The following is a 24187-nucleotide window of genomic DNA, read 5'->3' as shown; positions in this document are numbered from 1 at the left end:
CAGACTGCACGCGGGCATGCTCGGCTACGAGGAGACCCGCGGCCGCCTGCTGGCCACCGGCCGCGACACGGCCGGCGAACAGCCCGACCCTCTACGGAGAGGGCCCTGACGCCGGGGATCGTCGCGGCCGCCTTCACGAAGTCGCCGTCGTAGTCGTCGGCGTCGATGCCGCCGAGCCAGGGGGAGGCACCGGGCTTGCCGACCTGGAGGAAGTCGTAGTTGGTGAGCGCCACCAGGGGCCATTTCGGGGCCAGTCGGTGCATCGCCTTGAGCGCGCCCCAGTCGAAGGACTGGATCGTCACCTGCCTCTCGATGCCCGAGCGGTGGATCTCCTCGTGGACGCGGCGGACGAACAGCGCGCGTGGCGCGGTCTGTTCGGGCGCACCCGCCTCGACCTTCGTCTCGATGTTCAGCGTGACCTGCCTGGCCCGGTAGCTCTTGACCAGGTTCAGGACGTCCTTCAGCTCGACCATCCGGAAGCCCTTGACCACCTCCTGCTCGGGAAAGCCCGGCAGTTGCTGGTAGCCGCAGTCCAGCGTCTTGATCTGAGCCAGCGTCAGATCCTTGATGTACTTGCCGACATACGGGTACATCGGGTCGCCGGCCGTGACCGGGCCCGTGTCCCGGCACTTCACCGCGCTGATCTGCCGGTCGTGGTTGACCACGACCTTCTCGTCCTTGGTGACATGGGTGTCCAGTTCCAGCGTGGACACCCCGAGCCGCATCGCCTTGCCGAACCCCTCCAGGGACTCCTCGGTCGTCATGCCGAGTCCGCCGCGGTGCGCCTGGAGGTCGAACTGCCGCTTGTGGGAGGGTGGTTCGTGGCCGCCGTACGCCGTGGCGTGCGCGGTGCCCGGAAGGGCGAGCACCAGCGCCAGGCCGACGAGGACAGGTCGTACCGACATGGTCACCTCACTGCGTGGGGGACGGGACGCCCACCGAACCTAGTGAGGACGCACGGGGGTTCAACCCCGCCGACATGATCGCGTCGTGAATGCCCGCGGAATTCCGCCACGGCGGTCAGCGGTACCGCCCCTGGTACCGCAGGCGCAGCGCCTTCGGGGGCGTCAGGGCGTCGGGATCCCCGCGGGGCGCGCCGGGCGGCCGAGCCGGACCGGGACCCCGGGGGAGCAGAGCACGCTGACCGGCTCCGTTGTGGGAGCCGGCAGTCCCGCCGCCGCGATCAGGTCCTCCTCGCACTCCAGCAGCTCGGCGCGGTGCAGCGGCCAGCGCGGATGGTGGTTGGGCAGGTAGCCGGCCGCCGTCGGGCCGCCGAAGAACGCGTTGTGCATGCCCCAGCGGGCGGTCAGGAAGTGCTCCAGGTCGGTCGGCTCCGTGATCGGCTCGCCGGTGCGGACCGTGATCCGGCTCCGGGCACCGCGCGGCCCCGGCCAGCGGCGGGCGCTCGTGTAGGTGACGGTGTCCCCGGCCCGCCGCACCGCCATCCGCGACCACAGGTACGGCAGCCGGAAGCCGACGCGCCCCATCACCACCGGGATCAGCCGCGAGGCGTCCATCGACCGGAACACCACCCCGCGCCGCCCGTGCGCGTCCACCGAGTACAGCCGCACGTTCGTCTCCGGGAAGGTCCCGAGATACGGCACCCCCGGCAGCCCCAGCCAGCCCACCCGGTGCATCCGGAAGGCGACCAGGCCGACGTACGTCATCCCGTCGTGCGTGTCGGGCACGGTTCCGTGCGGGAGCAGTCCCGCCACGACGTCCGGCTCGACGGCCCAGTGCAGGAACGCGAGATCGAGCCACTGCTGCGTGAGCAGCGGGGTACCTATGGAGGAGGGCGCGTCCGGGGTGACGGGAGAGGAGTTCGGCACGCAGCCCAGGGTGACAGAGAAGGCGCCGGTGCGCGGTTAGCGTGGTCGGCGCCGATGACCGAAGCGACCGATGGGCTTTCCATGTGCTGGAGTGCGACGGCCGATCTCGTGGCGGGAACCGCCGTCGCGTCGGTGGGGGTGGCCTGCGTCGCCCGTGTCCGGCGCCCCGCCGACCTGCCGCTCGCCGCGCTGCCGCTGCTGCTCGGCGCGCACCAACTGGTCGAGGCCCGGGTGTGGCACGTCGGCGGCGGCACCGGACCGGCCACCGTCGCTTGGACCGTCATCGCCCTCCCCCTGCTCGCCCTGTGGGTGCCGGTGGCGGTGTGGTGCACGGCGACACCCGCCGCGAGACGACGGGTGACACCGCTCGTGGCCCTGGGCGCGCTGACCGCCGCCGGTCTCGCGTACGGCATCGCCACCCGCCCCGTGCGCGCCGAGATCCGCGGCCACACCGTCGGCTACGCCACCGGGCTGCCGCACCCCGAACTCCTCGTCGCGGGCTACCTGGTGGCCACGGTCGGCTCCCTGCTGCTCTCCGGCGACCGCTGGATCGTCGGCCTGGGGGCGCTGACCGGAGCGGGCGCGCTGGTCTGCTGGACCCTGTGGCGCCTGGAGTTCGTGTCGACCTGGTGCGCGCTCGCGGCCCTGTGCTCGGTGGTGGTGTACGGCTGGACGCGCGCCCGCCGTCCCGAGGGCGCCCAGGAGACGGCCGTACGGCAGTCCTGAGCGCCCGGGTGACGACGTACCGCTACCAGGTCGGCATGAAGTCCGCGGGGTAACGGGCGCCGGCCGCCCCGTGCGGGAGGATCTCCGCGATGCGGGCGAGGTCCTCGGCGGTGAGCGTGACGTACGCGGCGTCGACGTTCTCCTCCAGGCGCCGCGGGCTGCGCGTGCCCGGGATCGGCACGATGTCCTCACCCTGGGCCAGCAGCCAGGCCAGCGCCAGCTGGGTCACCGCGATGCCCTTGCTCTCGGCGAGGGCGGTCAGGTCACGGACGGCGGCCAGGTTCTTCTCGTAGTTCCCGGGCTGCCAGCGCTCGTCCCAGCTGCGCATGTCGTCGGCCGGGTACTCGGCGGCGGGCTTGACGGCGCCGGTGAGGAAGCCACGGCCCAGCGGGGAGTACGGCACGAAGCCGATGCCCAGCTCGCGCACCACCGGGAGCACCTCGGCCTCGACCGCCCGCTCGAACACCGAGTACTCGGTCTGGAGCACGGAGACCGGCTGCACGGCGTGCGCGCGGCGGATGACGTCGGGCCCGGCCTCGCTCAGACCGAAGAAGCGGACCTTGCCTTCGGCGATCAGCTCGCCGACCGTGCCGGCCACGTCCTCGATGGGGACGGCCGGGTCGACGCGATGCTGGTAGAGGACGTCGATGTGGTCGGTGCCGAGGTGGCGCAGGCTGTTCTCGGCGACCTCGCGGATGTGCTCGGGGCGGCTGTCCAGGGCGCCGAGCTTCGTGGGGTCGCTCAGGTCGAAGCCGAACTTGGTGGCGAGGACGACCTCGTCGCGGACGTCCTTCAGCGCCCGCCCGAGCAGCTGCTCGTTGCTGCCCGTACCCATGCCGTACAGCTCTGCGGTGTCGAAGAGGGTGACGCCGAGCTCGTACGCGCGCCGGATGGTGTCGATGCCGCCCTGCTCGTCCGGGGCGCCATAGGCCATGGTCATGCCCATCGTGCCCAGGCCGACCGCGCCCACCTCCAGACCCTGGGTGCCGAGCCTGCGGTGCGGGAGGTTCCTGTCGTGCTGTGTCATGCCGTCGACGCTAGGCGCACGGCGCCCGGAGAGCATGGGGCACCGATCGCATAAGATTGCCTGATCCTCTCACCGAAGGGTGTGTTCCATGCTGGACCGGCTGGCCCACGCGATCGAACGGCACTGTCAGGGACCGTGGTCCGAGACCGCCGTGCCGCGCCTCTCCCTGGTCGCCCTCGACGAGCTGATCGAGCCGGTCGAGGTGACGTACGAGCCGATGATCTGCTTCATCGCCGACGGCGCCAAGCGCACCACGGCGGGCGAGCGGAGCTGGATCACCCCGCCGGGCGAGATGGCGCTGTTCACCCTCGACCTGCCGGTCACCGCGGTCTTCGAGAAGGTGCCCTACCGCGCCGCCGTCATGCGGCTCGACGGACCGACCCTCGCCGCCGTGCAGATGGAGCTGGACGAGACGGGGCAGGCGTCGCCCTCCGCCGCGGCGGTCACCGCGCCGATGGCGCCCGAACTGGTCGACGCGGTCACCCGGTGGATCCAGCTCCTCGGCGCCCCGGACGACATCCGTCCGCTGGCGCCCCGCATCGAGGAGGAGATCCTCTACCGGCTGCTGCGCAGCCCCCTCGGGCCCGTCATGCGCCAATGGTCGCTGGCCGACTCCGCCACCTCCCGGATCCGTACCGTGGCCCGCTGGATCTGCGAGCACTACGCCGAACCGCTCGGCATCGACGACATCGCCGGGATGGCCCGGATGAGCCCGGCCACCCTGCACCGGCACTTCAAGGCGGCCACCGGCATGAGCCCGGTGAGGTTCCAGAAGCACCTGCGGCTCCAGGAGGCCCGGCGCCGACTGCTCGCGGGCGACGCGACGGCGGCCCAGGTCGCCCAGGCGGTCGGCTACGTCAGCGCCACCCAGTTCAACCGCGAGTACCGCCGCGCGTACGGCCTCCCGCCCGGCCAGGACGCGTTCCGACTGCGCACCCGGCTCGCCGAGGCGGGGGAGGTGCCGGTGCTGCACGACGGTGCGGGAGCAAAACCGTGACGGATCCCGCCATGATCGGGTAATGTTCAAGTAAAGCGATTCGCGACAGCCAACTGACCAAGGAGGCAACGGTGTTCGACCTGCGGACCGAGGCGGAGATGCGTCTGTACTCGGATGCGAAGGCCAAGGAGCTGGCCTCCAAGCGCAAGCGTGACGATGATGTCGAGGAGCAGACGGTCGCGGAAGCGAAGACGGCCGTCGAGCCGGAGCAGGCCGCCTGATTCAGGCGCCGATCATGTTGAAGCCGCCGTCCGCGTTGAGGTAGACCCCGGTCATGTGGGCGGCGTCGTCGGTCGCCAGGAAGAGCGCGGTGCCGGCGAGTTCGGCCGGGCCCGGGATACGGCCCATCGGGGTCTTGGCGACCATGTCCTCGCGGCGGCCCGCCTTCCAGTCCGCCCGGTTCAGCAGCGTCTCGGTCTCGATGAAACCGGGCGCGAAGGTGTTGACCCGTACGACCGGCGCGAACGCCTGGGCGTAGGACTTGGTGATCCCGAGGATGCCGTACTTCGCGGCGGCGTACTGCGGCGCCCGCGCACTGCCCCGCACGATCACGGTCGAGCCGATGTTCACGATCGCCCCGTGGCCCTGCTCCAGCATCTGGGAGCCGAACTCGTGCACACACAGCATGGTCCCCTTGACGTCCACCGCGAGCACATGGTCGACGGACTCCTCGGTGAGGTCCCGCCAGGACATCTGATCGCCCGCCACGTCCCCCACGTTGTTGACCAGCACGTCCAACCCGCCGAAACGATCGAAGACTTCACCCGCCATGCGGATCACCTCCGCGTGCACGGCGATGTCGGCCTGCACGGTGAACGCCTCACCGCCGACGTCCTTGATCCGGGCCACCGTCTTCTCCGCCCCCGCCGCCGAACTGCGGAAGTGCACGGCGACCCGGGCACCTTCCTGCGCCGCCCGGACGGCGATCTCGGCGCCGTAGCCGGTCCCGGCGCCGGTGACCAGGACCGTACGCCCCTCGAAACGGCGGGGAATGTTCTGCTGGGCCATAGGAGACTCCTGTTCAGGGGCGGACGTCGGTGAAGCCCTGCCGGATCTCGCCGATGCCCTCGATCCGGCTGACGAGTTCGTCGTCCGCCGTCAGATAACGCGGCGGGTCCATCCGGTTGCCGACCCCGGCCGGGGTGCCGGTGAAGACCAAGTCCCCTGGGAACAAAGGCAGTACGGCCGAGAGGCGGGCGATGAGTTCCGGTACCGGGAAGATCATGGATTTCGTACGGTCGTGCTGGACGGCCTCGTTGTTGAGCAGCCCGGTGATCTCCAGGTCGTCGGGGTCGTCGAACTCGTCCGGGGTGACCAGGACCGGACCGGTCGGCCCGAAGCCGGGGAAGGACTTGCCGAGGCTGAACTGAGCGGGCTTTCCCTGGAGTTGGGTGACGCGCTCGGAGAGGTCCTGGCCGACGGTCAGACCGGCCACCGCGTCCCAGGCGTGCTCCTCGCTCACCCGGTAGGTCTCCCGGCCGACGACCGCGACGAGTTCGACCTCCCAGTCGACCTTTCCGGGCGGGAGCGCCACCGTGGTGTCCGGACCGGATATGCAGGCCGGGAACTTGGTGAAGACGAGCGGTTCCGCGGGCGGGGTGAACCCGGCCTCCGCCGCGTGCGGGGGGTAGTTGAGGGCCACCGCGAACACCTGCCGGGGGCGCGGCACCGGGGCGCCGAGCGCGGCCGGGGTGACCGTCAAGTCGAAGGCGTCGTCGGGCAGTTCGGCCGCCCAGTCGCGCACCCGCGGCCACTCGTCCAACAGCGCCATCGGGTCGTCGGGCAGCCGTCCCTGCGAGGCTTGACGGACGGCCACGGCGCGATCGCCGCGGACCACCACCGCGCGGCCGTCGAGTACACCGATCCTCACAGTAGCCCTTCTTTCTTTCGCTGAGTGAAAGTCAGATTCGCTTGGTGAACGCGGTCTTGAGTATTGAGGGGTCGTCACCCGGCGTCAAGGTCCCTCACCTGTGAAAACGCGCAGCTGGAGGGCGAGGATGCCGTAGTAGCCGACCAGGGTCGTCAGCTCGAACAGGCCCCGCTCGCCCACGGCGGACACGGCGTCGGCGTACTCGTCGTCGCCGAGCGTGCCGCGCCGCAGGAGGCTGAAGGCGGTCTGCAGGACGGCTCGTTCGGCGAGGTCGTCGAGCGGGGGAGCCGTCCCCTCCCGCAGCGCCTTCAGCTCCGGCTCGGTGAGACCGGCCGCACGACCGACGGCTTCGTGGGACTCGCGCTCGAAGGCGCTGTTCCAGTGCGCGGCCACGGCGAGGATCGCCAACTCCCGTGCGCGGTCGGTCAGTACGGTGCCGTACCGGACCGCCGCGCCGAGCGCCTGTACGGCGTGGCCCACGGGCGGGCTCAGCAGCATGGCGTTGAACGGGCCGCGCAGGGTGCCCTCTTCGTCGGTGAGGGGGAAGGTCTGCGGCCCGTCGGCGCGCGGGCCGCCGGTGATGGCCCGGTAGACGGCGTGCTGTTCCGGGTTGAGGTCGGCGGGGGACAGTGCGGCCAGTCGTGCGTTCACATGCTCTCCTGTCCTGTGATATCGACTTCCATGGAATGAAAGCCCGTACCGCTGAAATGAAAGCCCGTACTGAAAGCGAGCCGCCAGTGCCGCCGCGTGCCGAACCCACCGCCCCGTCCGAGGACGGCCCCGCAGCGAAGCGCGGCTACCACGTCGAGGCCCTGGCCAAGGGGCTCCGGCTGCTCGCGCTCTTCTCCGAGCAGCGCCCGGCGATGAAGCTCACCGACATGGCGGCCGAGACCGGCGTCCCGCTGCCGACCGCCTTCCGGATGGCCGCCACCCTGGTGACCGAGGGCTTCCTGGAGCAACTCCCCGACGGCGCCTACCGTCCGGCGCCGAAGGTCCTCACCCTCGGCTTCGCGGCCCTGCGCGGCCTGGACCTCGTCGAACTGGCCGACGGACCGCTGCGCCGCCTCGCCGCGACGACCGGCCAGACGGTGAACCTCGGCAGCCTCTCCGACGACCGGGTGCTGTATCTGGTCCGGCTGCGCAACAACGACCTGGTGACGGCCAACATCCAGGTCGGCTCCCGGCTCCCGGCGGTCTCCACCTCGATCGGCAAGGTCCTGCTGAGCAGCTTGGACGACGGCGAGCTCAAGGAACGCCTGGGGGAGGGGTCCTTCACCGGGGCGACCGGCCCCAACGCCATCAGGTCCCTCGGCGCGCTCAAGCGGGCGCTCGGCGAGATCCGCGAGCAGGGCTGGGCCGTGCAGGACGAGGAGCTCGCCTACGGGCTGCGGTCGGTGGCCGCTCCCGTGAGCGACGCGACCGGGGCGGTGGTGGCCGCGGTCAACGTGGCCGTGCCCGCGATGGAGTTCCCGCTCGACCGGCTGCTCGGCGAACTGCGGCCGCCGCTGCTGGAGGCCTGCGGGGAGATCACCCGGCTGCTCGGCGGTCGCTGAGCCCCGCTTCGGGCGGGTCGCCGAGGCCGGTTCGGGCAGCGGGCAGGCCGGTTCAGACAAGGGTGCGGCCGCCGTCCACGTAGAGCACCTGCCCGGTGACGAACGACGACCGTCGCGAGGCGAGGAAGAGCACCGCGCCGACCACGTCCTCGGGCGTGCCCAGCCGCCCGGCCGGGACGAGACCGACCATCTCCTCGCGCATCCCGGGCCGGTCCAGGTACTCCCTGGTCAGCTCGGTCTCCGTGTAACCGGGCGCCACGGCGTTGACGGTGACGCCGTCCGTCGCCCACTCCCGGGCCATCACCCGCACCAGCTGATCGAGGCCGCCCTTGGTCGCCGCGTACGGGGCGTGGTGCTTGTGGGCGAGCCGGGAGGAGACGGAGGAGAAGAACACCATGCTGCCGCCCGTCCCGCGCATCAGACGGCCGGCGGCCCGGCCCGCGTAGAACGCGCTGGACAGGTTCAGGGTCAGGATCCGCTCCCACACCTCGTCCGGGGTCTCCACCACCGGACGGCGGTCGTTGGTGCCGACGGCGTGCACCAGCACGTCGAGCCCGCCGAGTTCGTCGGAGACGGCTTTGACGGTGCCCTCGCAGGTGGCCGACGTCGTCATGTCCGCCTGGAACAGGTGCAGTTCGGCATCCGTGAGCGCCGGATCGTCACGCAGCGCCTTGAGCTTCGACTCGTCCACGTCCGCGACGGAGAGGCGCGCTCCGGCCGCCGCCAGCCCCCGGACACAGGCCGCCCCCAGGCCCCCGGCCCCGATGACGAGCGCCTTGCTGCGGTCGAGTCCCAGCCAGCCCATGGCGACACCTTTCGATGAGTGAAAGTTGCTTTCATTGATGTGTCGGGACGATAGCCGTGTTGTTGAGGCGGAGTCCATGGCGCGTCGACGAGATGGCCGAGGCGCTGGCCATCGGCGGCCGGCTGCTCGTGGACGCGGGGCCGGAACTCGACGTGATGACGGTCGACATCGCGGTCATGGACGCCGCATGGCAGCCCGACGTACGCGCCGAGGTGATCGAACGCGTCCTGGCCGCGCTCGCCGACGCCTGCGGGATGGAGTGGCCGTCCCCGGCCTGGTGGGTCACCTTCCGGGTGATCGACGAGGGGAGCTGGGGCTCCTCCGGTGGAGTGCTGTCCGTGTTGTCGCTGCTGGAGAGCGGGGTGTTCACGGAGGAGCGGGTCAAGGCCGTCCGGGCCGCGCTGGGTGCCTGACGGCCGCCCTCACTTCTCGATCGTGGCGAGGATGAGCGCCTGGAGCTGCTCGGCGGTGCGGTCGAGGGGCTCGGTACTGCGCTTGGCGCGGCACATGGCCACGGTGCCCTCGACGGCCGCGACGATCAGGGTCGCGAGCTGCTCCGCCTGCTCCGGCCCGGCGCCGTGCTCGCGCAGCGAGGTCGACAGCAGCGTCTCCCACTCGGTGAAGACGTCGGCGGCGGCCAGGAGGGCGGCCGGCGTCTCTTCGGTGGGCGGCTCCTCGATGGAGACGGCGAGCACCGGGCAGCCCGCCCGGAAGTCGCTGTCGACGACGATCTTGCGCCACAGGGCGAGGAAGGCCCGCAGTCCCGCGACCGGACCCGCCGCCAGCTCCTTGCGCAGGGCGCGGGAGGTCCATGCGCCCGTGTACCGCACGGCCTCCGTGGCCAGCTGCTGCTTGCCCTCGGGGAAGTAGTGGTACGTCGAGCCGAGCGGCGCCCGGGCGTGCTTGGCCATCTCGCGGATGCTCGTCGCGTTCAGGCCGCGCCGGCTGATCATGTCGGCGGCACCGGCGACGATCCGCTCACGCGGCGTCGGGCTGGGCTTGGTCACGTACGCGATCCCTTCTGGACCCATTGGCTATAACAGCCGTCATAGTCTACCGTGACCCTCACTTATAACGACTGTCATAGACCACGGGAAGAGGTACGCAGCCCATGCCGATGATCCGCCTCACGGCCCCGGCCGGAGCCCTGACCGAGCAGGGCCGCACCGGCGTCCAGCGGGAACTCGCCGCCGTCCTGCTCCGCTGGGAGGGCGCCCCCGACACCACGCTCTTCCGTCGAGGAGACGACGAAGACGGTGCTGGCCGCCGCAGGACTGGGCGCCGACGACGCCCTGCGGGTGTGGGTGCTGGTGCACGAGCAGCCCGACGGCACGTGGGGTGCGGGTGGCTCGGTCGTCCGGTACGCCGACCTGGTGGCCCTCGCCCAGCAGGGGAGGCGTGATGCGTGAGCTGACCTACGTCGCCAGGCGCACGGTCGAGTGGCGCGAGGCGCCCGACCCGAAGGTGGAGTCCGGGCGGGAGGCGATCGTGGCACCGGTCGCCGCGACCCCCTGTGACGTGGACTCCTCGATCCTCGCCGGACATGGATTCCTGGACCCGCCCTTCGCCATCGGCCACGAGTGCGTCGCCCGGGTCGTCGAGGCCGGCGACGCCGTCACCGCCGTAGCGCCCGGCGATCTCGTCGTGGTGCCGTGGTCCATCAACTGCGGTTCCTGCGACCGCTGTCGGGCCGGGCTGACCGCGCACTGCACCGCCGTGCCCCACATGGCGATGTACGGCGCCCCGATCGGCGGCAGTTGGGGCGGGCTCTTCTCCGACCTGGTCCGGGTGCCGTACGCGGACGCCATGCTCGTCCCGCTGCCCACCGGACTCGACGCGGTCGCCCTGGCCTCCGCCAGCGACAACTGGTCCCTGGCCTGGCGCCTGGTGGCCCCGCACCTCAAGGCGCGGCCCGGCGGCAGGGTCCTGGTCGTGGCCCGGGGCAGCATCGGTCTGTACGTGTGCGACATTGCCCGTGCGCTGGGTGCCTCCGAGGTCCTCTACGTCGATCCCGTGGCCGAACGCCGGGAGATCGCCGAGGGGTTCGGGGCTGTCACGGCCGAGTCCTTGGATCCGCTTCCGCGGGGTTTCGACATCGCCGTGGAGGCGACAGGACGGGTCGATCAACTGGCCCTGACGGTCAAGGCGCTGGTGCCGGAGGGGATCTGCGAGAGCGCGGGCAACCACTTCCGTCCCGGCGAACTTCCGCTGCTCGACATGTATTTGAACGGCGTCACCCTGCGCATCGCCCGCGACAACGTCCGTGCCCACATCCCCGACGCGCTCACCCTCGCCGCGTCCGGCACGGTCGCCCCCGAGCGGGTCGTCTCCCACGTCATCGACTGGGAGGACCTGCCGGAGGCGCTCCCGGAGAAGCACCTGAAGCCGGTGTTCGTCCGCGGGGCCGACTGAACCGGGTCGTCCTCCCGGCCTCCTTCCCTTGCGCGACACCGGGTCGTCCGCCCCGACCTCTTCCCCTCGCGCGACGACCGCCCCCGACCCACCTCACCGAGAAGCCCGATGCACCTTTCCCTGCCCGAACCGCCCACCCCCTCGGCCCACGACGACCTGGAACACCGGAAGGCCGCCATCACCCGCCTCGGCGACGAACTGCGCGCCCTCGTGGAAGCCACCGTCCGCACCGCGGCCACCCCGGACACCCTCCACCGGGTGGCCGACGAAGTCCGCCGGCTCACCGCCCGGCTGACCGGACGGCGGCGGGCCCGTGCGGAGATCCCCGACGTGGACGATTTCCCCGCGGGCGCCCGGATGTACAGCCCGGTCGTCGGCCCCGGCAGCCCGCTGGCCCCACCTGTACGGATCACGCCCACCGCCGACGGCCTCCTCGGCGAGTGCACCCTCGGCATCGCCCACGAGGGCCCGCCCGGCTACGGCCACGGCGGCATGAGCGCGATGCTCCTGGACGAACTGATGGGCCGCGCCTGCGCGTCAGCCGGCACACCCGGCCTGACGGTCTCCCTGGAGGTCCGATACCGGCGCCCGGTACCCCTGTTGACACCCCTGCGGATCCTCGCCCGCGTGACCCGCACCGACGACCGCAAGATCTTCGTGACCGGCTCGATCACCACCGAGGAGGACCCGGCCACACCCCTGGCCACGGGCGAGGCGGTCTTCGTGACACCGGCCCCCGACCAGGCCCGCACCCTCTTCCCGGGGATGCGAACGCCCTGACGTCTTCATCGTCCGGCGGATGAACGTCCCACCGTGGTCTGCGCATCGGCGACGGCGAGCACCGCGTCAGCCAGTACCGCGGGGGACTGTCCGCCACCCGCGTCGACACGATCCAGCCCCAACCTGTCGACGGCATCGATCATGTGGGCCTGGTAGCGCTCGGTGCGGGCCAGGAACTTGTCCATCAGGTGCCGTTCCTCGTCGGTAGCCGCCTCGTAGCAGCCCCCTGCGTGGATGCGGGCCCGTAGCAGGGTGTTGTCCGCGGTGAGCCACACGGCAGCCGTGCGCGGGACCCGCAGACTCGCGACGCGGACGGGCCAGAGGGCCGAGCCTTCCAGGACCAGGCCCTTCCTGCCGCCGCCCTCGGCCGCATGGGCGGTGATCAGCTCTTCGATGCGGGGCCACAGCCGGTCGTAGTGGCCGAGGACGGAGGTGATCAGTTCGTCGACCGTGAGTGATGCGTAGTGCTCGGCGACATGCGCCGGCACCTCCCGCTCCGGGGTCCTCCAGGGGCGCCCGGGGTGCCGGGCCAGCCCGTCGGTGCTCAGGTACGCGAACTCGAGCCGATCCGCCACCACTTGGGCAACGGTCGACTTCCCGACGTTCGACGTACCGCCGATCAACACCACCCGCACATCACGCATGGCGACGACCCTACTGATCCGACCAGTGGCCCTCGGGAAACCCGGCCCCCCACCCGGCTCACACGCTCAGCGCCTCCCGCACAAGCGCCTCGGAAGCCGTCCCGCCCTCCCCGGACGACGTCACCCGGCCCGCCTCCAGGACGTAGTACCGCTCCGCGGCCCGCATGGCGAAGCCGACGTGCTGTTCTACGAGGAGGACGGACAGGCCGCCGCGTCGGGTCAGCGCGAGGATCGTCTCCTCGATCTCGGCGACCACCGAGGGCTGGATCCCCTCGGTCGGTTCGTCGAGCAGAAGGAGCCGCGGAGCGGTGATCAGGGCCCGGGCGATGGCCAGTTGCTGCCGCTGTCCGCCCGAGAGCAGACCAGCCCGGCGCCCGGACAGCTCCCGCAGGACGGGGAAGAGGTCGAGCGCCTCGGCGACCGCCTCCTTGCCGCCCTTGCGGCCGTCCGCGACGAGTTGGAGGTTCTCGGCGGTGGTCAGGTGCGGGAACGACTGCTGGCCCTGCGGGACGTACGCCATCCCGCGCGCGACCCGCTGGTGCGGCGCCAACCGGGTGATGTCCTCGCCGTCCAGCAGGACTTGGCCGCTCTTCGGCTTCAACAGGCCCATCGCGGCGCGCAACAGCGTGCTCTTGCCGGCGCCGTTGTGCCCGAGCACCGCGGCCACCCCGTCCTTCGGCACGGCGACCGTGACGTCGTGCAGCACGTTGGAACGGTCGTAACCGGCCCGGACGTTCTTGATCTCCAGCATGGCGTCAGGCCTCCTGAGTCTCTACGGCGGGCTCGACGGCGGCCTCGACCGCGGATTCGGAGGCGCGCCCCAGGTAGACCTCCTGCACCTTTGCGTCCGCCTGCACCTCGGCGACCGTGCCCTCGCTCAGCACCTTGCCGCCGTGCAGGACGCTGACGCTGCGGGCGAAGGCGCGCATGAAGTCCATGTCGTGCTCGATGACGACGACGGTCCGCTCCTCGCTGATCCGCTGCAACAGCTCGCCGGTCGCCTGCCGTTCGTCGTGGCTCATCCCGGCGACGGGCTCGTCGAGCAGCAGCAGCCGTACGTCCTGGACGAGCAGCATGCCGATCTCCAGCCACTGCTTCTGCCCGTGCGCGAGCACCCCGGCCGGCCGGTCGCGCAGCTCGGACAGGCCGATCGTCTCCAGCGCCCTCTCGACCGGCTCGGGCACGTCCTTGCGGCGCCGCAGCATGGTCCACACGCCCCGGCCCGCGCCCGCCGCGATGTCCAGGTTCTGAAGGACCGTCAACTCCTCGAACACCGTTGCCGTTTGGAACGTACGGCCGATGCCCGTGCGGGCGATCTTCTGCACCGGCCTGCCCAGCAGCTCCTGGTCGCCGAAGCGCGCCGAACCGGTCGCCTTCACCAGCCCGGTGACGGCGTCGACCAGGGTCGTCTTTCCGGCGCCGTTCGGGCCGATGAGGAAGCGCAGGTCGCCGGGGTGGATGTCGAGGTCCACGCCGTCGACCGCGGTGAAGCCGTCGAAGGTGACCCTCAGATCGCGGATCGTCAGACCCTCGCCGCTCATACCGTCTCTCCCACCGTCACCGGAACCGGTTCTTCCACCACGGGTGCCGTACGAGGCCGCTCGCGCCGCCTGCGCAGATACACCGTCAGCGAGGCCAGGCCGCCCGGCAGGAAGCCGACCGCCAGCACGAACAGCAGGCCCTGGAGGTATGTCCACGCGGCCGGGAACTCGTCCGACAGCGTGCTCTGCGCCCAGGCCACGGCGATCGCGCCGAGCACCGAGCCGACCAGCGAGGCCCGTCCGCCGACCGCCGCGCCGATCACGAAGCCGATCGACGGCACGATGCCGATCAGCGCGGGGGAGATGATCCCGACCGCCGGCACGAAGAGCGCGCCCGCGAGACCGGCCATGCCCGCGGCGACGACGTACGCGACGAGCTTGACCATCGCCGGGTCGTACCCGAGGAAGCGCACCCGCTCCTCCGAGTCCCGTACGGCGACCAGGAGTTCGCCGTAGCGGCTGACGAACAGCTGGCGGGCCAGCGCCATCAGCAGGAGCAGGACGGCGGCGATGATGAAGTACACCATCTTCAGGTTGACCGGGTCGTCCAGCGAGTAGCCGAAGAAGCCCTGGATGTCGGTGAGTCCGTTGGTGCCGCCGGTGGTGGCCTGCTGGCCGACCAGCCAGATGGACAGGGCGGCGGCGAGCGCCTGGCTGAGGATCGCGAAGTACGCGCCCTTGACCCGGCGGCGGAAGACGAAGAAGCCGAGGACCGCGGCGACCGCCATCGGCAGCACCATCGTCATGGCGATGGCGAACAGCGGGTTGGCGAACGGCTTCCACCACCACGGCAGCGCGTCCGAAGTGCCGTACAGCTGCATGAAGTCGGGGAGCTTCTGGCCGGTGGCGGCGGCGTCCGTGAGCTTGAGGTGCATGGCCATGGCGTAGCCGCCGAGGCCGAAGAAGACGCCCTGTCCGAGCACCATCAGACCGCCGCGGCCCCAGGCGAGGCTGACGCCGACGGCGACGATCGCGAAGCAGAGGTACTTGGAGAGCAGGGAGAGCCGGAAGTCGGAGAGGGCGACCGGGGCCACGCCCAACAGGAGGACCGCGCCGAGGAGGAAGGCGGCCGGGACACGGAAGCGTTCGGTGAGTGTCGTCATGCCAGGCTCCGGGTGCGAAGGGTGTACAGGCCCTGGGGGCGCCACTGGAGGAAGGCGACGATCGCCACCAGCACGACGACCTTCGCGACGCTGACCGTCGTCGAGTACTCCAGGACCGCCTGGAGCACACCGAGCACGAACGCGGTGATCACACTGCCCTTCAACTGCCCGATGCCGCCCACGACCACGACGAGGAAGGCGTCGACGATGTAGTTGGTGCCCATCGTCGGACCGATCGGCCCGACCAGGGTGAGCGCGACACCGGCCACGCCCGCGAGGCCCGAGCCGATGAAGAAGGTCGTACGGTCCACCCGTTCGGTGGCGATGCCGGAGACCTCGGCGAGGTCCCGGTTCTGCACCACCGCGCGGATCCGGCGGCCCAGCGGCGTCAGCCGCAGCACCAGCGTGATGCCTAGCACGCACAGCAGGGCCAACCCCAGGATGAACAGCCGGTTGTTGGCCAGCGTGACGTCACCGAGCGAGATGTTCTCGGTGAGCACGTTCGGGGCATTGGTCTGCACGTTGGGCGCGCCGAAGATGTCCCGCGCGAGCTGCTGGAGCATCAGCGAGACGCCCCAGGTGACCAGCAGGGTGTCCAACGGCCTGGTGTACAGGCGCCGGATGAGCAGCCACTCCAACAGCGCGCCCAGGGCGCCGGAGACGAGGAACGCCAACGGGAGCGCGACGAGCAGGGAGACGCCCGCGCTGCTGATGGACTTCTGCAGGACGTACGTCGTGTAGGCACCGGCCATGATGAACTCGCCGTGCGCCATGTTGATCACGCCCATCTGACCGAACGTCAGAGTCAGTCCGAGGGCGATGAGAAGAAGGACGGCACCGATACTGATGCCGGTGAAGGTCTGGCTGAGGATGACCGTCATGAAGCGGCTCCGGGTCGGGGACGGGCGTGCGGGCTGTCCGGGGGCCCGGCCTCAACCAAGAGGCCGGGCAAGGCCGTTCAGGAAAGGCCGGAGGCCCAGGAGTAGCTCTTCAGGAACGGGTCCGGCTTGATCGGCTTGCCGGAGTTCCAGACCTCCTCGATCAGGCCGTCGGAGCCGACCTTGCCGATCCGGGCCGTCTTGTAGACGTGCTGGGAGGCGCCGTCGACGGTCACCTTGCCCTCGGGGGCGTCCAGTTCGATGCCGTCGGAGGCCGCCTTCACCTTGGCGACGTCGAAGGAGCCGGCCTTCTCGACCATCTCCTTCCAGAGGTAGACCGAGATGTACGCGGCCTCCATCGGGTCACTGGTCGGCTTGCCCTTGCCGTACGCGGCCTGGTAGGCGGCCACGAACTTCTTGTTGGCCGCGCCCGGCGTCGTCTCGTAGTAGTTCCAGGCGGTCAACTGGCCTTCCAGGTACTGCGTCCCGATGCTCTTGACCTCCTCCTCGGCGATCGACACCGACAGCACCGGCATGCTCTTCGCGGTGAGCCCCGAGGACTTGTACTCCTTGAAGAAGGCCACGTTGCTGTCGCCGTTGAGGGTGTTGAACACTGCGTCGGCGCCGGAGTCCTTGACCTTGTTGACGATGGTGCTGAACTCCGTGGAGCCCAGCGGCGCGTAGTCCTCGCCGACCACCGTCATGCCGTTGGCCTTCGCGTACGCCTTGATGATCTTGTTGGCGGTGCGCGGGAAGACGTAGTCGCTGCCGACCAGGTAGAGCTTGGTCAGGCCCTGCTTCTTGAGGTAGTCCAGCGCGGGCACGATCTGCTGGTTGGTGGTGGCGCCGATGTAGAAGATGTACGGCGACTCCTCCAGGCCCTCGTACTGCACCGGGTAGTAGAGCAGCGACTTGTAGCGCTCGAAGACCGGCTTGACGGCCTTGCGGCTGGCCGAGGTCCAGCAGCCGAAGGTGGCGACCACCTTGTCGTCGGTGATCAGCGTCTCGGCCTTCTCCGCGAAGGTCGGCCAGTCGGAGGCGCCGTCCTGGCTGACGGCCTTGAGCTGCTTGCCCAGGACGCCGCCGGCGGCGTTGATCTCCTTGATCGCCAGGAGCAGCGAGTTGTGGACGGTGACCTCGCTGATGGCCATGGTGCCCGAGAGCGAGTTCAGCAGACCGACCTTCACGGTGCTTCCGGAGGTGTCGGCCTTGGCCCCGGCGTCGGACGACGTGTCGCTGCCGGTCTTGGCCCCGCACGCGGTGAGAGCGGCGGAGGCGCCGAGGGCGGAGGCGCCGGCGAGGAGACCGCGACGGCTGATGCTGAGCCCGGACATGCAATACCTCCTTGCCCGCAAGGGGCATGGGACGAGGAGCGGGGAAGTTCAGGGTCCGAGGGGACCCTCGGTGTCTGAAATGCGGTCACAGACTGCGCCGTTGCTGTTTCCCCGGCGTTTCGCCGCGATTGATGAATGGTTTCTGTTGGAAGTAAAAATCGCGGACAAAGGGAAAGGAGTGATCGCCGGAAATCCTCCTCCGAAAGCATCGCGAAGACGGAGATTCTTGCTTCCGGCGGGAAGTATCGGGTTCTCTGGTTACTCTGGTACCACCAGACGTGAGGTGTGAGGAGTGCGATGGTGAGTCGGCCCCAGGAACTGCTGCGGACCCTGACCCGGGCCGAGCGTCTCGCCACCCGCCGACTCCAGGGCGTCCTCGACGAGTTCGACTGCTCGGTGGAGGCGTGGCGGGTGTTGGTCCTGCTCTCCGACGGCCAGGGGCACAACATGACGGCCATCGCCGACAGCGCCTTCCTGCCACCGCCCAGTCTGACCAAGCTGGTCGACCAGCTCGTCGACCAGAACCTCGTGTACCGGCGCGTCGACCCCGCCGACCGGCGCCGTGTGCTCGCCCGGCTGACCCCGCGCGGCCGGCAGTACTGGCAGCGACTCGACCGCCGAGTGCGGTCCGACTGGGCGGAGTTGGCCGGTCTCGTGCCGCAGGACGAGGCGGAGCGGCTGCAACTCGAACTGACCCGGTTCGCCGACGCCCTCGACGGCGCGGACGGTGCCGCCGCGCCCGGCCGGGGCTCCGACGCGCTGGGCCGGGGGCGCTGAGGGGGAGAGAGCTTACGGGGCGCTTCAGCCGTAACCGCCCCACTGCTTTCCCGGGAACGCAATCGGGAGATCCTGTGTGAGGTCCGCGGAGGTACCCGGCGGCGTCACTCGCCCGGAAGCGGTTCTCGGCAGGTCCTTCCCCTGGAAACCACTGCTGGGGGGAGGTAGGGTCGGCGCTGTGAGCCGGTTGCCCGCGGACCTGCCGAGGAGGGGTTGACGTGACGTCGGAGCCGCCCCGGGATCTCCCCCGACTGCTCAGCGCCGCGGAGCGGTCGATGACCCGACGGCTGGCCGCCGCCCTGGAGCCGGAGAACTGCTCCGTCGAGGAGTGGCGGGTGCTGTCGCTCTTGTCGGACGACCGCGGGCACACCATGTCCGACGTCGCCGAGTACGCCCTGATGCCCGCCCCGAGCCTCACCAAGCTGGTGGACCGGATGGTCTCGGCGGCCCTCGTCTACCGCCGCAAGGACCCCGGCGACGGCCGACGCGTCCTCGTCTACCTCTCCACCCGCGGCCGCGCCCGGTACCGGCGGACGGCGGCGCTGGTCCAGGGGACCCAGGAACAGGTGCTGGCCGAACTGCCCGGTGTACAGGACCTGTTGGAGGGACTGGCCCGGCTGGAGTCCCTCCTGGGGCGGGATGCGGAGCAGGTCAGAGCTGCGCGGTGATCTCGAAGTCCAGGGCGTCGGCCCGGGCGAGATAGAGGCGTTGCTCCAGATGGTTGCCGCGCAGCCGCAGCGCGCCGCGCGGGCCCTCGTAGCAGATCGAGTCGTCGGGGCGGGGCGGCCCCGCTAAGGATCTGCGCTGCTCGGCGAGTGCGCCGAGCAGCAGGATGCCCTCGAAACAGGACTCGCCCAGGCTCCCCGCGACCGGTGCCTCGTCGCCGAACCGGCGCGCGTACCGGTGGCCGAAGGACAGGCTCTCCGAGGTCATCAGGGAGTCGAAGTACCCGGCCGTCGCCCACAGTCCCTCGGACGCCTCCGCGCCGGTCGCCAGCAACAGGTTCTCGTCCATGTGGGTGCTCAGTCGTATGCAGTGCTGGTGCAGTCCCGCCGCGGTGAACGCCCGGTTGAAGCGCACCGCGTCGTCCCCGAGGAGCAGCATCAGGACCGCGTCCGCGCCGCAGGCCTCGACCCGGCGCAGCGCGGGACCGAACTCCTCGGTGCCCAGCGGCACGAACACCTCGTCCACCACGCTGCTCCGGCACTCCGCGGCGAACCGCCGGGCCGTCCGGGCGGTCACGCGCGGCCAGACGTAGTCGCTGCCCACGGTGCACCACCGGCGTGCCCCCGTGGCCTCGCTCAACAGCCGCATCGCCGGAGCGAGTTGCTGGACGTCCGTCTCCCCGGTGAGGAACACGCCGGGGGTCTCCTCGCCGCCCTCGTACTGCGCGGTGTAGATGTACGGCACCCGGTGGGCGATCCGCGGCGCCAGGGCCTGCCGTACGGCGGAGGTGTGCCAGCCCACGACCGCGTCCACCGCGCCCAGCGCGACCAGCCCCTCCACCTCGTCCGCGACCCGCCGGGGCTCGGCGCCGCCGTCCACGACGACCAGCCGCACCTCCCGGTCCAGGATGCCGCCCGCGGCGTTGAGCTCCTCCACGGCGAGCTGCGCGGAGAGTTCGCACGACGGACCGACGATGCCGGCCGGGCCGTGCAAGGGGATCACAAGGGCGACGAGAAGGATGTCCCGTCGGTCCGAGGACAGACGTGCAGCCGTCGAGTGCACAGGGCACCTCCGGGGGATTCCGCGCTGTACGTGGAGTTCAACCCCGGCGCCCTTGCTGAGGATCTCCCGTGTCGACGGAGCCTAGACCGGTGTCGGGGACTTGACAATGCTCGGAGGTCCGACCACCCCACTGGGCCCGGGGCAGCAGGTGGTACAGGGCGGGCGCGCTGACCACCAGCAGGACGGCGCACACCGCCCAGGGCAGCGCGGTGTCCTGTCCGTACGCGTACACGCCCGCGGCCGGGCCGACCGCGTACCCCACCGTCTGGCACATGCTGAGGAAGGACAGGTAGACCGGCTCCTGGCCGGGCGGCGCCGCCTCGGTGGCGAACGCGGCGGCCACCGGGGTCATCAGGACCTCGCCCAGGGTCCAGGCCAGCACGCCCAGCACCAGGACGGGCAGCGAGATCCCGGCCAGGTTGACCGCGTACCCGGCGCAGACGCAGACCGTGCCGAGGACCAGCGGGGTGCGCCGCCGCCAGCGTCCGGTGTACCGGGAGAGCGGCACCTCGACCAGGATGACCAGGACCGCGTTCAGGGTGAGCAGCCAGCCGTAGACATCGGTGGAATAGCCCGAGTCGCGGACGGCCAGGGCCAGTACTCCGGTCTGCTGGGCGTAGACCAGCGAGGCCACGCTCAGTACCACGGCGGCCGCCGCGAACTCACGGCTGACCCGGGCGCGGACCGCCACGGGTCCCGCGCCCGCGGGGTCCTGGGCCGCACGGACGGCGGCGCGCGGCAGCGGCAGGACGAGCAGGGTCGCCACGGTGGCGGCCAGGCCGTTGCCGACCAGTACGGCCGCCGGCGACCAGGACAGCAGGACGGCGCCGAGGACCGGTCCGGCACTGGCGCCCACGTTGAGGCAGAGCCGGTAGACCGCGAACATCGCCACCCTGCGCTCGGGAGCCGCCTCGGTGCCCACCACGGTCTGCGCCAGCGGCGAGTACGCCTGCACGCCGGCCGAGACCAGCGCGGCCAGCACGACGGTGGGCGCGAACCCCTCGACCGCGGCGCACACGAAGGCACCGGCCGCGGTCGTCGCCCCCGTCAGCAGCAGTGCCGTACGGACCCCGACCCGGGCCGCCACCGGACCGGCCGCGGCGGCACCGAGTACCCCCGCCGTCGCCACCACGATCAGGGCCAGGGTGATCTGGTGCGTGTCGTAGCCGCGTTCGGCGAGGACCAGGGTGAGGAAGAGGACGAAGAACCCGCCGAGCCGGTTGACGAAGATGCCCAGGCAGACCAGGGCGATCGGCCGGGTCATCCCGTCGGTGTACCGGGCGAGCAGCCTCACTCCGCCTCCATCTTGACCAGGATCGACTCGGCCGCGGTGGTGGCCGCGGCCAGCGCGGCGACCGAGTCGGGACCGGTGGCGGTCACATAGCCCAGCCGGTCGTTGTTGTTGGTGGGCGGCGCCAGCACGTCGCCCGGGCCGACGTACAGGGAGACGTCCTCCACCCCCGGCACGGCGCGGGCCCGTTCGAGGCCCTCCACCGCGACCACCCGGCCGCCGGGGCTGGGCAGGAAGACGATGGCCGCGCCACGGGCCGGCTCCGGGACCCGGTCGGGCGCGATGCCGAGGTACATCTCGATCAGCAGCTCGGTCGGGTCGACGTCGAGCGCCCGGTTGAGGAGATGGGTGATCCGGTCGCCCGCCGGACGGCAGTTGACCTCGATGAGCTTCGGCCCGTCGGCGGTCAGCTTCAGCTCGATGTGCCCGGCGCCGAAGACGTAGCCGATCGCGTCCAGCGCGTCGAGCGTGATCCGGCGGCACTCCGCCTCGAGCGCCGGGTCGAGGACGGCGGGCAGGGCGTGCCCGGTCTCGTAGAAGGCGGGTGGCGGCACCGTGACCTTCTGCGTGATGGCCAGGAAGCGCGTCTCGCCGTCGAAGGTGAGGGTCTCCAGGCTGATCTCGGGGCCCTCCAGATACTCCTCGACGAGGATCTCCTCGGACATCCGCTGGTCGCGCTGGTTGTGCGTGACCGAGTGCAGAAACTCGCCGTGCCGCACCACCTCTTCGGCGCTGTGGCACAGCCGTACGCCGTAACTGCCGCCGTAGTCCACGGGCTTGACGATGCAGGGGAAGCCCCGGGCCGTGGCCGCGGCGGCGGCCTCCTCGGGGGTGCGGGCGACGGCGAAGGCCGGGATCGGCACGCCGGCGTCCGAACAGGCCTGGCGCTGAAGGGACTTGATGCGGGCCGCGCGCACCGAGGCGGGTGCCTGCCCCGGCAGCCCCAGGCGGTGCGCCGACTCCGCGCCGCTGATCATGTGCCACTCGCCGACCGAGATGAGCGCGTCGAGCCCGGGCAGCAGCGGGGTCAGCGCGGCGACCACCTGGTCCGGGTCGTTGGTCTCGGTGCGCACCACGTCGTCGATCAGGCCGGTGTCCAGCTGGAGCTGGCCCGGATCCAGATAGGCCTGGATGTCACGGGTGACGAAGGTGACGCGGTGCCCGGCGCGCCTGGCCGCGGCGATCGCCTCGTAGCCGCTGCCGGTGGTGTTGGTCTCCAGGAACGCGATGTGCGCCATGTGTACCTCTCAGGCCGCGGAGGTGTTTCCTGGAGGAACTATTTTCTGTGCGGCGAGAGGCTGTCAACCTGCCCAAGTTTCCGCGAAGTTACATTTGCTGAGCGTGCCGTGGAATCGTTGACATCGATTCCCGCGCCAAAATACTTTCTGGCGAAAGTACTCCGTTCGCGAGGAGCGCGCCTGTGATCCTGACCGGAAGCGAGATCGCGCGGGAACGCGTCAACCAGCGCATCACCATCGAGCCGTTCACCCCCGAGCAGGTCAACCCGAACAGCTACAACTTCCGGCTCGGCAGCCGCCTTCGGGTCTATTCCGAGACGCCGCTGGACCCGCGCCGCGAGAACGCCTGCGACGACATCGAGATGGACGACGAGGGCTTCGTCCTGGAGCCGGGCCGCCTCTACCTCGCCCACACCCAGGAGGTCCTCGGCAGCCGCCACTACGCCCCGACCTTCGCCGCCCGCTCGTCCGTTGCCCGGCTCGGCCTGTTCATCAACCTCTCCGCGAGCCTCGGGGACATCGGCTACGAGGGTCAGTGGACCCTCCAGCTCTACACGGTCAACCGGGTCCGGGTGTACCCGGGCATGACCATCGGGCAGATGATGTGGTGGCGCCCGCAGGGCGAGATCGAGCTGTACGACGGCAAGTACCAGGGCGCGGTCGGCCCGCGGGCCAGCGACATCCACAAGGACTTCGACCGCCAGCTCGCCCGGCAGCGGCTGCCCGGCCTCGGCACCGACGTGAGCCCCGAGGAGGTCGGCCACAAGTTCGCCTCGCTCGCCCTGGCCTCGCGGACCCACCGGGTGCCGCCCGCCTTCGCCGTCCCGGCGGGCGAGTTCACCCGGGCGCTCGGTGACGCGGCGCGCGGCGAACTCGGCGCCCTCTTCGAGGAGATGCGCGCGACCGTCGGCGCGTTCTTCACCGAGCTGACCGCCGGCATCGAGTCCGCGGTGGCGGGCATCACCGTCCCCGCGGACCTGCGCGACCTCCTCGCCGCCCGGCTGCACGACCTGTTCGGCGACCCGGAGCAGGGCGAGTTCGCCGTCCGCTCCTCCGGCCTCGCCGAGGACGGCGCCACCAGCAGCCTCGCCGGGGTGCACCGCAGCGTGCTCGGTGTGCGCGGAGTCGACGGGGTGGTCGACGCGGTCGCCGAGTGCTGGCGCTCCCACTACGCCGGCACCGCGGTGGCGGCCCGGGTGCGCGCCGGGGACTTCGATCCGGAACCCCGGCTCGCGGTGATCGTCCAGCGGCTGGTCCGGCCGACCCTGGCGGGCGTGGCCTTCACCGGCCTCGACGGGGCGTCCGAGTCCGTGGAGATCGAGTACACCGAGGGGCTCGCCGAGGAACTGGTCGCCGGGGTGGCCGTACCACGGCGGCTGACGGCCGCGCCCGGCGACCCCCTCGACGACCCGCTGCTCGCCGAAGTGGCCGACGTCTGCCGCCGGTTGCGGGAACAGCGCGGCTGCGAGGTGGACGTCGAGTGGGCGGCCGACGCGGCGGGGCTGCACCTCGTGCAGGTCCGTCCCGTGACCGCCCGCAGACGGGACGACCAGCCGGCCGGGTTCTGGTCATCTCCCGGATCCGCCCTGGAGCGCACCCTCGCCACCGCCGCCGTACTCCTGGCCGCTGAACAGGTCGGAGGAGCCGCGGCCAC

Annotated in this window: 27 protein-coding genes and 1 pseudogene; 11 read left to right on the top strand and 17 right to left on the bottom strand. The window is 71.0% G+C overall.

Annotated elements, in window-relative coordinates; translation table 11 throughout:
• Together ABZ896_RS41765 and ABZ896_RS41760 are read right to left on the bottom strand one after the other, a co-directional pair.
• The coding region (locus tag ABZ896_RS41765; RefSeq protein ID WP_360940812.1) for a glycerophosphodiester phosphodiesterase family protein at positions 1-905 on the bottom strand (905 nt) is incomplete at its 3' end.
• Between the two features lie 162 nt (positions 906-1067).
• Positions 1068-1829, bottom strand: a complete 762-nt coding sequence (locus tag ABZ896_RS41760) for a DUF2071 domain-containing protein (RefSeq protein ID WP_360940810.1) — start codon at positions 1827-1829, stop codon at positions 1068-1070.
• A gap of 81 nt (positions 1830-1910) precedes the next feature.
• Here ABZ896_RS41760 and ABZ896_RS41755 point away from each other — a divergent pair, with 81 nt between their 5' ends.
• Complete coding sequence (locus ABZ896_RS41755) at positions 1911-2555, top strand: DUF6629 family protein (RefSeq protein ID WP_360940814.1); 645 nt, start codon at positions 1911-1913, stop codon at positions 2553-2555.
• 22 nt (positions 2556-2577) lie between these two features.
• Here the strand turns inward: ABZ896_RS41755 and ABZ896_RS41750 are convergent, their stop codons facing one another.
• Positions 2578-3582, bottom strand: coding sequence for an aldo/keto reductase (locus ABZ896_RS41750; RefSeq protein WP_360940808.1), 1005 nt, complete (start codon positions 3580-3582; stop codon positions 2578-2580).
• Between the two features lie 88 nt (positions 3583-3670).
• Here ABZ896_RS41750 and ABZ896_RS41745 point away from each other — a divergent pair, with 88 nt between their 5' ends.
• Complete coding sequence (locus ABZ896_RS41745; protein ID WP_360940806.1) at positions 3671-4579, top strand: AraC family transcriptional regulator; 909 nt, start codon at positions 3671-3673, stop codon at positions 4577-4579.
• Positions 4580-4650: 71 nt separating this feature from the next.
• Positions 4651-4800 (top strand): hypothetical protein, encoded by a 150-nt coding sequence (locus tag ABZ896_RS41740; RefSeq protein ID WP_360940804.1) that lies wholly within the window; start codon positions 4651-4653, stop codon positions 4798-4800.
• Position 4801: 1 nt separating this feature from the next.
• Here ABZ896_RS41740 and ABZ896_RS41735 read toward each other — a convergent pair whose 3' ends face one another.
• The 3 genes from ABZ896_RS41735 to ABZ896_RS41725 all read right to left on the bottom strand — a co-directional run bounded on the left by ABZ896_RS41735 (position 4802) and on the right by ABZ896_RS41725 (position 7100).
• The gene (locus ABZ896_RS41735; RefSeq protein WP_360940802.1) at positions 4802-5587 is read right to left on the bottom strand and encodes an SDR family oxidoreductase; all 786 of its coding nucleotides are present in this window, start codon (positions 5585-5587) and stop codon (positions 4802-4804) included.
• A gap of 13 nt (positions 5588-5600) precedes the next feature.
• Positions 5601-6449 (bottom strand): fumarylacetoacetate hydrolase family protein, encoded by an 849-nt coding sequence (locus ABZ896_RS41730; RefSeq protein WP_360940800.1) that lies wholly within the window; start codon positions 6447-6449, stop codon positions 5601-5603.
• Between the two features lie 84 nt (positions 6450-6533).
• Positions 6534-7100, bottom strand: a complete 567-nt coding sequence (locus tag ABZ896_RS41725) for a carboxymuconolactone decarboxylase family protein (RefSeq protein ID WP_360940798.1) — start codon at positions 7098-7100, stop codon at positions 6534-6536.
• An 86-nt stretch (positions 7101-7186) separates the two neighbouring features.
• Here ABZ896_RS41725 and ABZ896_RS41720 point away from each other — a divergent pair, with 86 nt between their 5' ends.
• A complete protein-coding gene (locus ABZ896_RS41720; RefSeq protein ID WP_360940796.1) occupies positions 7187-8002 on the top strand; it encodes an IclR family transcriptional regulator in 816 nt (271 codons plus the stop codon).
• A gap of 52 nt (positions 8003-8054) precedes the next feature.
• Here the strand turns inward: ABZ896_RS41720 and ABZ896_RS41715 are convergent, their stop codons facing one another.
• On the bottom strand, positions 8055-8807 hold the full coding sequence (locus tag ABZ896_RS41715; RefSeq protein ID WP_360940794.1) for an SDR family oxidoreductase: 753 nt from the start codon (positions 8805-8807) through the stop codon (positions 8055-8057).
• A gap of 59 nt (positions 8808-8866) precedes the next feature.
• On the opposite strand from ABZ896_RS41715, the gene ABZ896_RS41710 reads away from it, so the two are divergent.
• Positions 8867-9220 (top strand): hypothetical protein, encoded by a 354-nt coding sequence (locus ABZ896_RS41710; RefSeq protein WP_360940792.1) that lies wholly within the window; start codon positions 8867-8869, stop codon positions 9218-9220.
• Between the two features lie 9 nt (positions 9221-9229).
• Here ABZ896_RS41710 and ABZ896_RS41705 read toward each other — a convergent pair whose 3' ends face one another.
• Positions 9230-9838 carry a TetR/AcrR family transcriptional regulator gene (locus tag ABZ896_RS41705; RefSeq protein ID WP_360940790.1) on the bottom strand — a complete coding sequence of 203 codons (609 nt, stop codon included), beginning with the start codon at positions 9836-9838 and terminating at the stop codon, positions 9230-9232.
• Between the two features lie 80 nt (positions 9839-9918).
• Here ABZ896_RS41705 and ABZ896_RS41700 point away from each other — a divergent pair.
• The 3 genes and pseudogenes from ABZ896_RS41700 (at position 9919) to ABZ896_RS41690 (ending at position 11999) form a co-directional block, all read left to right on the top strand.
• Positions 9919-10216, top strand: a pseudogene (locus ABZ896_RS41700) (hypothetical protein).
• Entirely contained in the window at positions 10209-11219 is a 1011-nt protein-coding gene (locus ABZ896_RS41695) for an alcohol dehydrogenase catalytic domain-containing protein (RefSeq protein WP_360940788.1), read from the top strand. The pseudogene ABZ896_RS41700 and the gene ABZ896_RS41695 overlap by 8 nt, the downstream one beginning before the upstream one ends.
• Positions 11220-11327: 108 nt before the next feature.
• Positions 11328-11999, top strand: coding sequence for a PaaI family thioesterase (locus ABZ896_RS41690; RefSeq protein ID WP_360940786.1), 672 nt, complete (start codon positions 11328-11330; stop codon positions 11997-11999).
• Positions 12000-12004: 5 nt separating this feature from the next.
• On the opposite strand, the gene ABZ896_RS41685 is transcribed toward ABZ896_RS41690, so the two are convergent.
• The 6 genes from ABZ896_RS41685 to urtA all read right to left on the bottom strand — a co-directional run bounded on the left by ABZ896_RS41685 (position 12005) and on the right by urtA (position 17499).
• Entirely contained in the window at positions 12005-12643 is a 639-nt protein-coding gene (locus ABZ896_RS41685; RefSeq protein WP_360940784.1) for a hypothetical protein, read from the bottom strand.
• A gap of 58 nt (positions 12644-12701) precedes the next feature.
• A complete protein-coding gene (gene urtE, locus ABZ896_RS41680) occupies positions 12702-13394 on the bottom strand; it encodes an urea ABC transporter ATP-binding subunit UrtE (RefSeq protein ID WP_360940782.1) in 693 nt (230 codons plus the stop codon).
• A 4-nt stretch (positions 13395-13398) separates the two neighbouring features.
• Entirely contained in the window at positions 13399-14184 is a 786-nt protein-coding gene (gene urtD / locus ABZ896_RS41675; protein ID WP_360940780.1) for an urea ABC transporter ATP-binding protein UrtD, read from the bottom strand.
• Positions 14181-15287 (bottom strand): urea ABC transporter permease subunit UrtC, encoded by a 1107-nt coding sequence (gene urtC / locus ABZ896_RS41670; RefSeq protein ID WP_360940776.1) that lies wholly within the window; start codon positions 15285-15287, stop codon positions 14181-14183. Before urtC ends, urtD begins: the two co-directional genes overlap by 4 nt.
• Positions 15284-16168: an urea ABC transporter permease subunit UrtB gene (gene urtB, locus ABZ896_RS41665; RefSeq protein ID WP_360940774.1), complete on the bottom strand. Its 885-nt coding sequence runs from the start codon at positions 16166-16168 to the stop codon at positions 15284-15286. Before urtB ends, urtC begins: the two co-directional genes overlap by 4 nt.
• 77 nt (positions 16169-16245) lie before the next feature.
• Positions 16246-17499 carry an urea ABC transporter substrate-binding protein gene (urtA, locus tag ABZ896_RS41660; protein WP_360940772.1) on the bottom strand — a complete coding sequence of 418 codons (1254 nt, stop codon included), beginning with the start codon at positions 17497-17499 and terminating at the stop codon, positions 16246-16248.
• A 297-nt stretch (positions 17500-17796) separates the two neighbouring features.
• On the opposite strand from urtA, the gene ABZ896_RS41655 reads away from it, so the two are divergent.
• On the top strand, positions 17797-18276 hold the full coding sequence (locus tag ABZ896_RS41655; RefSeq protein WP_360940770.1) for a MarR family transcriptional regulator: 480 nt from the start codon (positions 17797-17799) through the stop codon (positions 18274-18276).
• A 218-nt stretch (positions 18277-18494) separates the two neighbouring features.
• The gene (locus ABZ896_RS41650; protein ID WP_360940768.1) at positions 18495-18944 is read left to right on the top strand and encodes a MarR family transcriptional regulator; all 450 of its coding nucleotides are present in this window, start codon (positions 18495-18497) and stop codon (positions 18942-18944) included.
• Here ABZ896_RS41650 and ABZ896_RS41645 read toward each other — a convergent pair.
• From ABZ896_RS41645 to ABZ896_RS41635, 3 genes are read right to left on the bottom strand one after another with little or no spacing between them, the layout of a single operon-like run.
• Positions 18928-20004, bottom strand: coding sequence for a substrate-binding domain-containing protein (locus tag ABZ896_RS41645; protein ID WP_360940766.1), 1077 nt, complete (start codon positions 20002-20004; stop codon positions 18928-18930). The two genes, ABZ896_RS41650 and ABZ896_RS41645, sit on opposite strands and share 17 nt — an antisense overlap.
• Positions 20005-20041: 37 nt before the next feature.
• Positions 20042-21298: an MFS transporter gene (locus ABZ896_RS41640; protein ID WP_360940764.1), complete on the bottom strand. Its 1257-nt coding sequence runs from the start codon at positions 21296-21298 to the stop codon at positions 20042-20044.
• Complete coding sequence (locus ABZ896_RS41635; RefSeq protein ID WP_360940762.1) at positions 21295-22533, bottom strand: ATP-grasp domain-containing protein; 1239 nt, start codon at positions 22531-22533, stop codon at positions 21295-21297. The genes ABZ896_RS41640 and ABZ896_RS41635 overlap by 4 nt, the downstream gene beginning before the upstream one ends.
• A 182-nt stretch (positions 22534-22715) precedes the next feature.
• On the opposite strand from ABZ896_RS41635, the gene ABZ896_RS41630 reads away from it, so the two are divergent.
• Positions 22716-24187 (top strand): PEP/pyruvate-binding domain-containing protein (locus ABZ896_RS41630; RefSeq protein ID WP_360940760.1); only part of this gene is annotated, 1472 nt, incomplete at its 3' end.

It is taken from the genome of Streptomyces sp. NPDC047072 (genome assembly GCF_040643855.1).
GTDB lineage: Bacteria > Actinomycetota > Actinomycetes > Streptomycetales > Streptomycetaceae > Streptomyces.
This window is presented reverse-complemented; position numbering and strand designations above follow the sequence as displayed.